Raw genomic sequence first — 13,358 nt, 5'->3', positions numbered from 1 at the left:
CGCCACCGCGCCCGCACGCCGGGCCGCTACCGCGCCCGCGCGCCAGTCCGCTGCCGTGCCCGCGCATCCGGCCGGGGCTGGGGTGGCGCGTCGGGCCGAAGCCGCGCACTGTGGCCAGCCCCACCTCGCGGCTGCGGCTGCCGTCAGGTCCGATTCAGGTGCTCACGGCAGTGTGTCCGCCGATCCCGGATGTGACCGTGTAACTGGCGGTGCCGGAACGGCCGGAACCGCGGGGGACACGGCCGGGGGTGAGACGGTGCGATCGGTACCTGGTGCCGCGGTGCTGTCCCTGTCCCTGGTCGGTCTCGCCGTCCTGCTGATCGGCTACCTGCACGGCGCGACCGGAGTCGATCCGGTGCACGGCATGGTCAGCGACTACGTGTTCACGTCGGTCGGCTCGGTGCTGCTGCCGATCGCGGTGCTGGTTCTCGCCGCCGGGCTGATGGTGTTGCGGCGGGCGCTGCTCGTCGCGGGCGCCGCCGGCCGGTGGACCGGGGTACTGGTCGCGGTGGCGGCGCTGGGGTCGGCACTGATCGGGTTGTTCCCGGCCGACGTGACCGGCGCGCCGGTGACCACGACCGGCCTGGTGCACAAGCTCGCCGGGGGGTTGCTGTTCGGTGCGGTACCGGTCGCGGTGCTGACGCTGGTGGCGGGCTCCCGACGGGACCGGTGGCAGGCGGTGGCCCGGCCGCTGCGCTGGCTGGCATGGACCGCGATCGCGCTGTTCGCCGGATTCCTGACCAGCTACCTGCCGCTGTTCGGGGTCCCGTTCCCGGGCGGCGATGCGCTGGTGGGGATGCAGGGACTGCTCGAACGGCTGGTACTGGCGCCGGAACTGGCACTGGTGGTCGTGGTGGCGGCGCGGCTGTTCCGCCTCGGAACCTCCAGCGCGCCGGCACCGGTGGCGGTCGCGATCGGTACGGCCGAGGCGGAGGTGGCGCGATGACCGTGCTGGCGATCGTGTTGGCGCTGGCGGGAGCGGTGGCGTACGCGCTGGCCGCGCACGTGCAGCATGCCGCGGTGCGCACGGCGTGCGCACCGGGCCGCGGCCGGCTCGGCCGGCTGGTACGGCAGCGCCGCTGGTTCGGCGGCCTGCTGCTCATCGGGGTCGGTGCCGGGCTGCACTCGGCGGCGTTGGGGCTGGCACCGCTCAGCGTGGTGCAGCCGCTGGGCGTGCTCGCGGTGGTACTGGTCGCGGCGCTCTCGGCGGTCTCGGCCCGGCGCTGGCCGGGCGGGGTGACGCTGACCGCGATCGGTGCGACGACCGCGGCGGTGGGCGGGTTCGTCCTGCTCACCTCGGGGCAGGCCCGGGACACCGTGATCTCGGACGTGGCCATCGGCCGCACCGCGCTGCTCGCCGCGGCGGGCGTGGCGGTACTGGGTGCGTTGGCGCCGCTGGTACGGGGCCGGGCGCGGTGCCTGGCGCTCGCCACTGCCGGCGGCCTCGCGTACGGGTTCGTGTCGGTGTCGACGCGGGTGGTCGTGCAGCGGCTGCTGGTCGGCGGCGTCGGCGCGACGCCGGTGCTGGTCCTGATCGGGTTGGTGGTGGCGCTGCTGGTCGGCGGCGCGCTGATCCAGCTCGCCTACGCGTCGGGGCCGCCGACCGTGGTGGTGGCGTGCCTGACCATGGCCGACCCGTTCTTCGCGGTACTGGTCGGTGCGGTGCTGCTGGGCGAGGGCGCCGCGATGTCGCCGGCGACGGTGGCCGGTCAGGTGGCGTTGGCGCTGGTGGCGGCCGGTGGCGTGGTGCTGCTGGCCAGGTTCCACCCGGATGCCGCGCCGCGAACGGTGCGCGACGGCGGGGAACCGGGCGTGCTGGTCGGCGAGCCGGCAGCACCGGCGCCGGCCGGGGGGCGGGAGCTGACCGGACGACGGGGGGTCATGGCGCGCCGTGGAGGCGCACCGGACGCCGAGAACGAGGCAACGCAGCGGATACCGGCGCGGGCGCCGGGAGCGGGCGGATCGAACGGATCGGGGACGACGGCGACGGCGCCGTCGCGGACGAGGGAGCAGACGGTGAATGGTGTCGACAGTGCGGCTCGGCGCATCGTGGTCGGTGCGGACACGTTCGTACCGGACGTCAACGGTGCGGCGCGGTTCTCGTACCGGCTGGCGACGGGGCTGGCGGCGCGCGGGCACGAGGTGCACGTGCTGGCGCCGTCTCCGGACGGGGCCGCTGGAGTGTCCATGATGGACGGTGTGTTCGTGCACCGGGTGCGGGCGCGGCGCACGCCGTTCCACCCGACGTTCCGATTCTGCCCGCCGTGGCAGGCGAACGCGGCGGCCGACGACCTGATCGCGGAGCTGGCGCCGGACGTGGTGCACATCCAGTCGCACATGCTGATCGGCCGGGCGCTGTCGGTGGCGGCGAACCGGCACCGGGTGCCGCTGGTGGCGACCAACCACTTCATGCCGGAGAACCTGTTCGGCTACCTGCGGCTGCCGCGCGCGCTGCACGACGCGGCCCGGTCGGCGGCCTGGCGGGACGCGGCGAAGGTGTTCCACCGCGCGGTGGCGGTCACCGCACCGACCCAGCGGGCGGTGGAGCTGTTGCAGGAGAACGGGATCGAGCACGCCGAGGCGGTCTCCTGCGGGATCGACCTGGACCGGTTCGCGGCCCGCCGGGCGCCGGACGCGGAGGTGCCGACGGTGCTGTTCGTCGGCCGGCTGGACGCCGAGAAGCGGGTCGACGAGCTGATCCGGGCGCTCGCGCTGCTGCCGGCGGCGCTGCCGCTGAACGTCGAGCTGGTGGGCACCGGGTCGCGCCGGGACGAGTGGCAGCGGCTCGCCGCCGACCTGCGTGTCGGCGACCGGGTCCGGTTCAGCGGGTTCGTGCCGGACGAGGAGCTGCCGGCCGCGTACGAGCGGGCCGACATCTTCTGCATCCCCGGCATCGCCGAGCTGCAGAGCCTGGTGACGATGGAGGCGATGGCCGCCGGCCGACCGGTGGTCGCTGCGGACGCGATGGCGTTGCCGCACCTGGTGCACAACGGCGACAACGGCTGGCTGTACCAGCCGGGCGACGTGGCCGGGCTCGCCTCCCGGCTGGGCATGCTCGCCGCCGACCCGCAGCTGCGGGTCCGGATGGGTGCGGCGGGCCGGCGCCGGGTCGAGCAGCACGCGGTGCCCGCGACCCTGCGGCGGTACGAGGAGATCTACGCCCAGGTCCTCGGCGAGCGGATGCCCGAGCCGGCGCTGGCGGCCTGACGGCGACCCGGCGGCGGAACGATCCCACCGCGACCGGCCCCCGGCCGGACGGCACTCGGCGCCCCTGTCACCGACAGGGGCGCCGAGTCGTACCGGAGTGGTGCGGTGTTACTTCGGCGGTTCGCCGCCGCCGAGCGGGCCGGCCGCGACCGGCTCCTCACCGGTCTGCATCGCGGTCAGCGGTGCCGCGGCCAGCTTACGGGAGCGCGACATCCGCCGCTCCAGCCAGGCGGCCAGCCAGGACAGCAGCAGGTTGATCACGATGTAGATGGCGACGACCACGATCAGCGTGGTGACCACCGGCGGCTGCGGCAGCTCCCAGATGTCGGCGCCGCCCTGGTAGATCCGCTTGCCGAAGCTCAGCAGCTCCTGGTAGCCGACGATGAAGCCGAGTGCCGAGTCCTTCAGCGCCACCACGCACTGCGCGACGATCGCCGGCAGCATCATCCGGATCGCCTGCGGGGCGAGGATCATCCGCATCACCGCGGTCTTGCGCATGCCCAGCGCGTACGCGGCCTCGGACTGGCCCCGCGGTACCGCGTTGATGCCGGCCCGGAACACCTCGGCCAGCACCGACCCGTTGTACAGGGTCAGGCCGACCACCAGCGCGGCGAACGCGTCCGGCGGGGTGGCGCCGATCGCGGTACCGATGAACGACAGCGGCGGGCCCCAGGTGAACAGGCCGAACAGGATCAGCAGCAGCAGCGGAACGGCGCGGAAGAACTCGATCACCACGAACGCCGGCCAGCGCAGCCAGGCCCGGTCGGACAGCCGGCCGGTGGCGAGGACCGCCCCCAGTACCAGCGCGAGCACGATCGACAGCAGCGCCGCCTTGATCGTGGCGAACAGCGAGTCGAACAGCTGACGCCACAGTCCGGGGTCGGCGAACGGGCTCCACATCGCGGCCGACAGCTGCCCCTTGCGGGCCACCTGCCAGATCACGAACGCGACGACCGCGGCCAGCGCCAGGACGCTCACCGCGGTCCAGAACCGGACCCGGCGGCGCGCGGCGGGCCCGGGGTTGTCGTACAGCACGCTTGTCATCGAGACACCGCCAGTCGCCGCTCGGCCAGGTTGAACGCGCCGGACACCAGCAGCGTCAGCACGATGTAGCCGACCGCCACCGCGATGAACTCGGCGTACAGGTGCTCGGGGTGGTCCCGGACCTGGTCGTCGAAGAACCTGGTCAGCTCACCGACGTTGAAGAACTCGGCGATCGCGGAGTTCTTGATCATCGCGATGTACATGCTGGCCAGCGGCGGCAGCACGGACCGCAGCGCCTGCGGCAGCACCACCAGCCGCAGCGTCTGGCCGAACGTCATGCCCACCGCGCGGGCCGCCTCGGCCTGCCCGACCGGTACCGCGTTGAAGCCGGACCGGATCGCGTCGGCGACGAAGCAGGAGGTGTAGGTGGACAGCGCGATCACGGCGAAGATGAAGAACGTGTCGACGCCGATCGCGTCGGCCCAGGCGAACCGGATGCCGACCAGCGGCAGTACCACCGAGGTGGCGAGGAAGACCAGGGTCAGCGGGGTGTTGCGGAAGAAGCCGGACCAGGCGGTACCGGCCACCCGCAGCGCGGGGATGGGCGACACCCGCATGGCGGCGACGATCAGTCCGATGATGGTGGCGAGGATGCCGGCGACGACGGACAGTTCGACGGTGCCGAGCAGGCCGCTGAAGAACGGCCCGCGCTGTTGCCACAGGAATTCCAGGCCGCCGGTGGCTGCACCGGCGGTTTCGGCGAGAACCACGTGTCCTCCACGGGGCGGTGACGCGAACCGGGCCGGCGCGATGGCGCCGGCCCGGTCCGCGATCGGTCAGTAGCGGTCGAGGGTCGGCGGGTTCGGCGCCTCGGAGCCGGACTTGCCCAGCGTCAGGTCGTAGGCCTTCTTCCAGCTGCCGTCGGAGAAGGACGCGTCCAGCCGGTCGTCGATCCACTTCCGCAGGTCGGTGCGGTCCTTGTTCATCCCGATGCCGTACTTCTCGGTGGAGAACGGCTTGCCCACGACCATCAGGTGGTCGGGGTCCTGGGCGGCGTAGCCGAGCAGGATCGCGCCGTCGGTGGTCAGCACGTCGACGGTGGAGTTCTGCAGCTGGGTGACGCAGTCGGAGTACTGCGCCAGCGCGACCGGCTTGGCCTTCGGGTAGTTCTTCTCGATGTTGGCCAGCGGGGTCGAGCCGGTCACCGAGCAGACCTTCTTGCCGGCCAGATCGTCCGGCGTCTTGATCTTGTCCTTGTCCGCCTTGCGGATCAGCATGTCCTGACCGGTCTCGTAGTACGGACCGGCGAACCCGACCAGCTGCTTGCGCTCGTCGGTGATCGAGTACGACGCGATCACCAGGTCAACGGTGCCGTTCTCCAGGAACGTCTCCCGGTTCTTGGACACCGTCTCGACGAACTCGACCTGCTTGTTGTCGTTGTAGTCCAGACCGAGCTGACCGGCGATCATCTTGCCGATCTCGATGTCGTACCCCTCGACCTTGCCGCTGGTCGGGTTCTTGTAGCCGATGCCGGGCTGGTCGAACTTGACGCCGATCTTGATGTGCTTGGCCTTGTGGATCTTGTCCATCGTCGAGCCCGCGGCGAACTTCGGGTCCTTGACGATGGTGTACGACCCGGAGGCGGCCTTGTCCTTCTTGGTCTTGTCGTCCAGCTTGCTGCCACCGCACGCGGCGACGGTGCCGAGCGCGAGCGAGCCGATGACGGCGACCGCGAGGAGTCGCTTCAGTTTCATCAGTGCCTCTCTTGGATGGGGAGATGCGCGACGGCCCTGGCCGTCGCGCACCGTCACGGGAACCGTCGGCGGGTGCGTCGCACCGCCGACCACGACGCCGTCAGTGCGTCAGGATCTTCGACAGGAAGTCGCGGGCCCGCTCCGACTGCGGGTTGGTGAAGAACTCGTCCGGGGTGGCCTGCTCGACGATCTGGCCGTCGGCCATGAACACGACCCGGTTCGCCGCCCGGCGGGCGAAGCCCATCTCGTGGGTGACCACGATCATCGTCATGCCCTCGCGGGCCAGCGAGGTCATCACGTCCAGCACCTCGTTGATCATCTCCGGATCGAGCGCGCTGGTCGGCTCGTCGAACAGCATCACCTTCGGCTGCATCGCGAGCGCCCGGGCGATCGCCACCCGCTGCTGCTGGCCACCGGACAGCTGGGCCGGGTACTTCTCCGCCTGGTTGGCGACGCCGACCCGCTCCAGTAGGCCCATCGCGCGCTCGCGCACCAGGTCGGACTTCTCCCGGCGCACCTTCACCGGGCCGAGCGTGACGTTCTCCAGGATCGTCTTGTGCGCGAACAGGTTGAACGACTGGAAGACCATGCCGACCTCGCTGCGCAGCCGGGCGAGCGCCTTGCCCTCCTCCGGCAGCACCGAGCCGTCGACGGTGATCGTGCCCTGGTCGATCGGCTCCAGCCGGTTGATCGCCCGGCACAGCGTCGACTTGCCCGAACCGGACGGGCCGATCACCACGACGACCTCGCCGGTGTGCACCGTCAGGTTGATGTCCTGGAGCACGTGCAGGGGGCCGAACCACTTGTTGACGCCGTCCAGCACGACCAGCGGCTCGCCGGCGGTCGGCGGCTCGGTCGGCTCGGGAGTGGTGGCCTCGGTCTGGGTGTCCACTGCTTCGTCCTCAATCGTGCGGGGGTTCGGCGATCTGGATGGCGTTTTTCCGTCTGCTTGCCTTGCACCGTGGCGGCAACTGTAACGGTACCGACCGGCACGGCACGCGGTGACTGGTGTCACGGCGCGGTAACGGGCGCTGTTTGTGTCCAAGTGACCGGGCAAAAGGGGCACGACGGCGGGAGTTCTCGCCTTCCGTGGTCGGCCGAGTCCGGTCCGTACCCGTCGGGTAGGGGCGTGCGGGCCCGGCGGGCCGCCGTGGACGTGCCGGGATCGGCGCCGTCGCGCGCGGCTACCCTGGTCGATTGAGATGAGTGCTGCAGTCGAGATGAGTATCGCCGTGGACACCCCAGCCGCCGCCCGCACGTACCAGGTCCGCACGTACGGCTGCCAGATGAACGTGCACGACTCCGAACGGATCGCCGGCCTGCTGGAATCCGCCGGGTACGTCCAGGCTCCGGAGGCGGACACCCCGGACCTGGTCGTGTTCAACACCTGCGCGGTGCGGGAGAACGCCGACAACCGGCTGTACGGCAACCTCGGCCACCTGCGGCCCACCAAGGACGCGCACCCGGGCATGCAGATCGCCGTCGGCGGCTGCCTGGCGCAGAAGGACCGCGGCGAGATCGTCAGGCGGGCTCCGTGGGTCGACGTCGTCTTCGGTACCCACAACGTCGGGTCGCTGCCGACGCTGCTGGAGCGGGCCCGGCACAACGAGGCGGCCGAGGTGGAGATCCTCGAATCGCTGGAGGTGTTCCCGTCCACGCTGCCGGCCCGGCGCGAGTCCGCCTACGCCGGCTGGGTGTCGATCTCGGTCGGCTGCAACAACACGTGCACCTTCTGCATCGTGCCGTCGCTGCGCGGCAAGGAGACCGACCGGCGGCCCGGCGACGTGCTCGCCGAGGTACGCGCCCTGGTCGAGCAGGGCGTGCTGGAGGTGACGCTCCTCGGCCAGAACGTCAACTCCTACGGCGTGGAGTTCGGCGACCGGCAGGCGTTCGGCAAGCTGCTGCGCGCCTGCGGCGACATCGACGGGCTGGAGCGGGTCCGGTTCACCAGCCCGCACCCGCGCGACTTCACCGACGACGTGATCGCGGCGATGGCCGAGACGCCCAACGTCTGCCACCAGCTGCACATGCCGCTGCAGTCCGGGTCCGACGCGGTGCTCAAGGCGATGCGCCGCTCCTACCGGTCCGGCCGCTACCTCGACATCCTGCGCCGGGTGCGCGAGGCGATGCCGGACGCGGCGATCACCACCGACATCATCGTCGGCTTCCCCGGCGAGACCGAGCAGGACTTCCAGGCCACCCTCGACGTGGTCGCCGAGGCCCGGTTCGCCTCCGCCTTCACCTTCCAGTACTCGATCCGGCCCGGCACCCCGGCCGCGACCATGGCCGACCAGGTGCCGAAGCCGGTCGTCCAGGAGCGGTACGAGCGGCTCGTCGCGCTGCAGGACGAGATCTCCTGGGCGGAGAACCGCACGCTGGAGGGGCGCGAGGTCGAGGTGCTGGTCGCGGTCGGCGAGGGCCGCAAGGACCAGGCCACCGGGCGGCTGTCCGGCCGGGCCCGGGACGGTCGGCTGGTGCACTTCACCGGCGCCGAGGGGATCCGCCCCGGCGACGTGGTCACCACCACGATCAGCTACGGCGCACCACACCACCTGGTCGCCGACGGTCCGGTGACCTCGCACCGGCGTACCGCCGCCGGCGACGCGGCCGAGGCGGGTCGCACCCCGAGCACCCCGGGCGTGCTGCTCGGCATGCCCACCATCGGGGCACCGGCCGCCCGCTGACCCGGCTCGGCGCGGTCTCGCCGGGCGCCGCAACCGGTGCTCGCCGGGAAACCGCTACCGGCGCCGGCCGATCAGCAGCCCGACGGGCCGGGCGGGCAGGTCCGGGCGATCAGGAGGTGCGTGCGGTCGCGGCGGCGGCGAGGGCGGTGAGCACCTCGGCCGGCTGCGGCTCGATCGGGGCACCGGCGAGGGCGTCCAGAGCGACCGCGGTGAGCTGCTCGATCCGGCGTTCGGTGTCGTCCAGCGCGCCGGTCTCGACGATCAGCCCGCGCAGCGCCGCCACCCCGTCGGCGTCCAGATCGGCGGTACCGAGCCGGGCGTCGAGCACCGCGCGACCGGCCGGCGTGGTCGCCTCGTACGCGGCGGCCACCAGGTAGGTGCGCTTGCCCTCGCGCAGGTCGTCACCGGCGGGCTTGCCGGTCCGCGCGGGATCGCCGAACACCCCGAGCACGTCGTCGCGCAGCTGGAACGCCGCACCCAGCGGCAGCCCGTACGCCGAGTACGCGGCGAGGGTGGCGCCGTCGGCACCGGCCAGCCGGCCGCCGAGCAGCAGCGGCCGTTCCACCGTGTACTTCGCCGACTTGTACCGTGCGACCCGCTCGGCGCGGTCCCGGGACGAGTGCGCCACGTCCGCCTGCGCCAGCACGTCGAGATACTGGCCGGCCATCACCTCGGTACGCATCAGGTGGTACGCCTCGCGGCCGGCGGCGAGCCGGGGCGCCGGCACCCCGGACCCGTCGTACATCTCGGCCGACCAGCCCAGGCACAGGTCGCCGAGCAGGATCGCGGCCGCGGTACCGAAACCGGCTGCCTCGCCGGACCACCGGTGCTGCTCGTGCAGCGCGGCGAAGCGCCGGTGCACGGCCGGCTCGCCGCGCCGGGTGTCGGAGGAGTCCATCACGTCGTCGTGCATCAGCGCGCACGCCTGCAGCAGCTCCAGCGACGCGAACGCGGTGACCGCCGCGTCGTCGTCGACGCCGCCGGCACCGCGATAGCCCCAGTACGCGAACGTGGGGCGCAGCCGCTTGCCGCCGCCGAGGACGAACGCCTCGACGGCCGCGCAGATGTCGTCGAGCTGCGGGTCGATCCCGGTGAGCCGCTCGCGTTGGCCGGCGAGGAAGTCGCGCAGCGCCGACTCGATGCGCGTGCGCAACGCGGCCGAGGTGGTGGCGGGCACCGTGGGCACCTGGGCTGTCCCCCCGATCGTGGCGGCTCGACCCGCCGGTGGTTGGTACGGCGGCCGCAACCGGCCGGTCGCCTGGCTGCACGGTATCCCGACCCGGGTCGGCTGGTGACCGCCGGCCGACCCACCGTCTCGATCCGGGTGCCGCCGTGAGACCCGCGGTCCCGGCTGGCCGATCGGTACGGTGTCAGGCGGCGTCGGCGACATGTCCGATCCGGCAACGGCCGCGCGGCGCGTACCCGGCCGGTACAGTGACCGGGTGGCACTCGGTACCCCTTCGGTGATGCCCGGTGGCGATCCCGCCATCGGGCAGTTGGTGCGTGTGGCGGCGCCGACGTTCTCGTTCGAGTTCTTCCCGCCCAAGACCGAACGCGGCAACGAGTTGCTCTGGCAGGCGATCCGGGAGCTGGAGCCGTTGCACCCGTCGTTCGTGTCGGTCACCTACGGGGCCGGCGGGTCCACCCGTGGCCGCACCGTGGAGATCACCGAACGCATCGCCACCGAGACGACGCTGACCCCGATGGCGCACCTGACCGCGGTCAACCACTCCGTCGCCGAGCTGCGCAACCTGGTCGGCCGGCTGGCCGAGGCCGGGGTGCGCAACCTGCTCGCGCTGCGCGGCGACCCGCCGGGCGACCCGATGGGGGAGTGGGTCCGGCATCCCGACGGCGTCGACTACGCGGCCGACCTGGTCCGGCTGATCCGTGAGGCCGGCGACTTCTCGGTCGGGGTGGCCGCCTTCCCCTACCGGCATCCGCGCTCGCCCGACGTGGCCAGCGACACCGGGTACTTCATCGACAAGTGCCGGGCCGGCGCCGACTTCGCGATCACCCAGATGTTCTTCGACGCCGACGACTACTTCCGGCTGCGCGACCGGGTCGCCGCGGCCGGCTGCGACGTGCCGATCCTCGCCGGCATCATGCCGGTGACCCGGATGGGCATCGTGGAGCGCTCGGAGCAGATGTCCGGTGCGCCGTTCCCGCCGGCGCTCGCGGCCGAGTTCGAGCGGGTCGCCGACGACCCGGAGGCGGTCCGGCAGCTGGGTGTCGAGCAGGCCAGCCGGCTGTGCGAGCGGCTGCTCGCCGGCGGCGCGCCGGGCATCCACTTCTACACGCTGAACAGGTCCACCGCGACCCGCGAGGTGTGGCACAACCTGGCGCTGCCGACCGTCGCCGCTGGCGGCTGATGGCGATGGACCGGTAGCGGCCGCGATGGTGGCCGGCGGGGGAGTCCAGACCGACTGGGTCGGCTACGCGACCCGGTGGAAGGCGCTGCACGGCGGCTACGACCCGCAGGCCGCCGCGTTCCCGGTGCGCGGCTGGTTCTACCTCACCTACCGGTCGGCCCGCGGGCTCGCCCGGATCGGCGTCAGCCCGGCCGCGGTGACGGTGCTCGGCCTGGTCTGCTGCCTGTTCGTACCGGCGGTGGCGGCGCAGCACGGCCGGTGGCCGGTGGTGGCCGGCGGCCTGGTCGCGCTCGCCGGCGTACTGGACAGCCTGGACGGCGCGGTCGCGGTGGTGGCGCGCCGCGTCACCCGGTTCGGCTACGTGTACGACGCGGTCCTCGACCGGCTCGGCGAAACCGCCTGGCTGGTGGCGTTCTGGCTGGTCGGCGTGCCCGGCTGGCTGGTCGCGCTGACCGCCTGCCTGGCCCTGCTGCACGAGTACCTGCGGGCCCGCGCCACCGCCGCCGGGCTGTCCGGCCACGCGGTCACCAGCCTGGCCGAGCGGCCGGTCCGGGTGCTGGTCAGCGCGCTCGGACTCGCGCTGGTGGGGGTGTCCGGCGGGCTGTCGGACACCCTCGCGGCCGGCGCCGGCACCGTGGCGGTATCGATCTGGCTGCTGCTCGGGGTGGTCGGGTTCGTCCAGCTGTTCGCCGCGGTCGGCCGCGACCTGGGCTGACTCCGCCCTCCGCGCGCTCCGGCGCCGCCGGGTGAGCGGGGGTCAGCGGGCCGGGCCGAACCAGCGGGTCAGCGCGCCGGTCAGGTCGTCGCCGGTGCGGTCGGTCCAGCAGACGTGCCCGTCCGGCCGGACCAGTGCCGCGCCGGGCAGCTCGACCGGGTCACCGGACAGCCCGTCGTCGGGCCGGGGACACGCGGCGACGGTGTCGACGCGGTCCGCCCAGCCGGCGGGCGCCCGGCCCGGATCGGCGAACTCCAGCAGCAGCCCGCGGCCGGTACGCAGCAGTTCCGCCACCCGGGTCGGTCCGGCACCGGTGTGCAGCGCCACGTCCGGCAGCCGGGCGCCGAGCAGCGGTTCGGCGGCGTCGCCCGGCCCGTACCGGACGTCCAGCCCGGAGATCGTCCCGGCCACCCGCCGGTTCGCGGCGGGCAGCCGCAGCAGGTCGGTGAGCAGGTCCCGGACGTCGGCGACGTCCGGGTCGGCCGGGCTCATCAGGACACCCTGGGCGCGGGTGTTGGCGAGTACCCGGGCGGCCACCGGATGCCGCTCGTCGTGGTAGCTGTCCAGCAGCGCGTCGCCGGCGTCGCCGCGCAGGTGGGCGGCGAGCTTCCAGCCGAGGTTCATCGCGTCCTGGATGCCGAGGTTGATGCCCTGGCCACCGGCGGGCAGGTGGATGTGCGCCGCGTCGCCGGCGAGCAGCACCCGACCCAGCCGGTACCGCTCGACCTGGCGGGAGGCGTCGGAGAACCGCGACGCGTGGCGCACCCCGGTCAGCCGCAGCCCGTCGCCGCAGGCGATCTGCAGCGCCTTCGCGATCTCGGTCTCGGTGACCGGCACGTCCCGGGGCACGCCCTGCTGGTCCGGGCCGCCGAACAGGAACCGCCAGACCCCGTCGCGCAGCGGTGACAGCAGCGCCTGCTGCTCGCCGTGGGCGCGGACCGCCTGGCTGAAGTGCTCCAGCCGGTGCGGCAGCCCGGCCAGGTCCGGGCCGGTCAGCGTGATGTCGCTCGCGACCATCCCGTACCGCCCGGAACGGCCCGAGAACGCGACACCCGTCGCGGCCCGGACCCGGCTGTGCGCGCCGTCGCAGCCCACCAGGTACGCGGCGCGAAGCCGGGTGCCGTCGGAGGCCACCACGGTGGCGCCGTCGTCGTCGGCGGTCAGCTCGGTGAGCGCGCAGCCGGTGCGCAGCCGTACCGTCGGCAGCGCCGCGAGCCGCTCGACCAGGAACACCTCCAGGTCGTACTGCGGCATCGTCACCGGGTGCGGCCAGCGGGTCTGCCAGGGCCGGTAGTCCAGCGGCACCGGCAGGCCGGCGAGGTGCCCGCCGACGGTGCCGGCGGGCGGACGGCCGGCCAGCAGCGGGTCGAGCAGCCCGCGCGCGTCGAGCACCTCGGCGGTACGCGGCTGGATGGAGCCGGCGCGGGACTGCCGGCTGCGTTCGGTGGCGGCGTCCAGCACCAGGGTGCGCACCCCGGCGCGCCCCAGCTCGCCGGCGAGCATCAGCCCGGTGGGTCCGGCCCCCACCACGACCACCTCGGCGTCGTTGCCCTCGATCTCGATCATGTCGCGCGTCCCCCACGTTTCGGCTGCGGCCCCTGCGGCCGCGAGCCCCATCGTGGCTCGTTGGATTTACCAAGTCAAG

The 13,358-nt window shown here is 73.1% G+C and carries 11 protein-coding genes; 5 read left to right on the top strand and 6 right to left on the bottom strand.

What is annotated here, in order from left to right; translation table 11 throughout:
* Positions 1–256: 256 nt before the first annotated feature.
* Positions 257–946 (top strand): DUF998 domain-containing protein, encoded by a 690-nt coding sequence (locus NUM_RS05165; RefSeq protein WP_207123393.1) that lies wholly within the window; start codon positions 257–259, stop codon positions 944–946.
* The gene (locus NUM_RS37620) at positions 943–3,207 is read left to right on the top strand and encodes a glycosyltransferase (RefSeq protein ID WP_207123392.1); all 2,265 of its coding nucleotides are present in this window, start codon (positions 943–945) and stop codon (positions 3,205–3,207) included. Before NUM_RS05165 ends, NUM_RS37620 begins: the two co-directional genes overlap by 4 nt.
* Positions 3,208–3,315: 108 nt before the next feature.
* On the opposite strand, the gene NUM_RS05155 is transcribed toward NUM_RS37620, so the two are convergent.
* From NUM_RS05155 to NUM_RS05140, 4 genes are all read right to left on the bottom strand, one after another.
* Complete coding sequence (locus NUM_RS05155; RefSeq protein ID WP_207123391.1) at positions 3,316–4,251, bottom strand: amino acid ABC transporter permease; 936 nt, start codon at positions 4,249–4,251, stop codon at positions 3,316–3,318.
* Positions 4,248–4,961: an amino acid ABC transporter permease gene (locus NUM_RS05150; RefSeq protein WP_225918341.1), complete on the bottom strand. Its 714-nt coding sequence runs from the start codon at positions 4,959–4,961 to the stop codon at positions 4,248–4,250. Before NUM_RS05150 ends, NUM_RS05155 begins: the two co-directional genes overlap by 4 nt.
* Positions 4,962–5,027: 66 nt before the next feature.
* The gene (locus NUM_RS05145; RefSeq protein WP_207123390.1) at positions 5,028–5,945 is read right to left on the bottom strand and encodes a glutamate ABC transporter substrate-binding protein; all 918 of its coding nucleotides are present in this window, start codon (positions 5,943–5,945) and stop codon (positions 5,028–5,030) included.
* A gap of 100 nt (positions 5,946–6,045) precedes the next feature.
* Entirely contained in the window at positions 6,046–6,774 is a 729-nt protein-coding gene (locus tag NUM_RS05140; protein WP_207123400.1) for an amino acid ABC transporter ATP-binding protein, read from the bottom strand.
* A gap of 373 nt (positions 6,775–7,147) precedes the next feature.
* On the opposite strand from NUM_RS05140, the gene miaB reads away from it, so the two are divergent.
* The gene (miaB, locus tag NUM_RS05135) at positions 7,148–8,629 is read left to right on the top strand and encodes a tRNA (N6-isopentenyl adenosine(37)-C2)-methylthiotransferase MiaB (protein WP_370466929.1); all 1,482 of its coding nucleotides are present in this window, start codon (positions 7,148–7,150) and stop codon (positions 8,627–8,629) included.
* 109 nt (positions 8,630–8,738) lie between these two features.
* Here miaB and NUM_RS05130 read toward each other — a convergent pair whose 3' ends face one another.
* Positions 8,739–9,806, bottom strand: a complete 1,068-nt coding sequence (locus tag NUM_RS05130) for a polyprenyl synthetase family protein (RefSeq protein WP_225918340.1) — start codon at positions 9,804–9,806, stop codon at positions 8,739–8,741.
* Positions 9,807–10,071: 265 nt separating this feature from the next.
* On the opposite strand from NUM_RS05130, the gene metF reads away from it, so the two are divergent.
* Both metF and NUM_RS05120 read left to right on the top strand, forming a co-directional pair.
* A complete protein-coding gene (gene metF / locus NUM_RS05125; RefSeq protein WP_207123388.1) occupies positions 10,072–10,998 on the top strand; it encodes a methylenetetrahydrofolate reductase [NAD(P)H] in 927 nt (308 codons plus the stop codon).
* 25 nt (positions 10,999–11,023) lie between these two features.
* Complete coding sequence (locus NUM_RS05120) at positions 11,024–11,713, top strand: CDP-alcohol phosphatidyltransferase family protein (RefSeq protein WP_207123387.1); 690 nt, start codon at positions 11,024–11,026, stop codon at positions 11,711–11,713.
* A 42-nt stretch (positions 11,714–11,755) separates the two neighbouring features.
* Here the strand turns inward: NUM_RS05120 and NUM_RS05115 are convergent, their stop codons facing one another.
* The gene (locus tag NUM_RS05115; protein ID WP_207123386.1) at positions 11,756–13,279 is read right to left on the bottom strand and encodes an FAD-dependent monooxygenase; all 1,524 of its coding nucleotides are present in this window, start codon (positions 13,277–13,279) and stop codon (positions 11,756–11,758) included.
* Positions 13,280–13,358 lie beyond the last annotated feature (79 nt).

The sequence above is a fragment of the Actinocatenispora comari genome, from assembly GCF_017312725.1.
Lineage (GTDB): Bacteria > Actinomycetota > Actinomycetes > Mycobacteriales > Micromonosporaceae > Actinocatenispora > Actinocatenispora comari.
The sequence above is the reverse complement of the archived record's forward strand: the minus strand, read 5'-3'. Positions and strand labels throughout refer to the sequence as shown.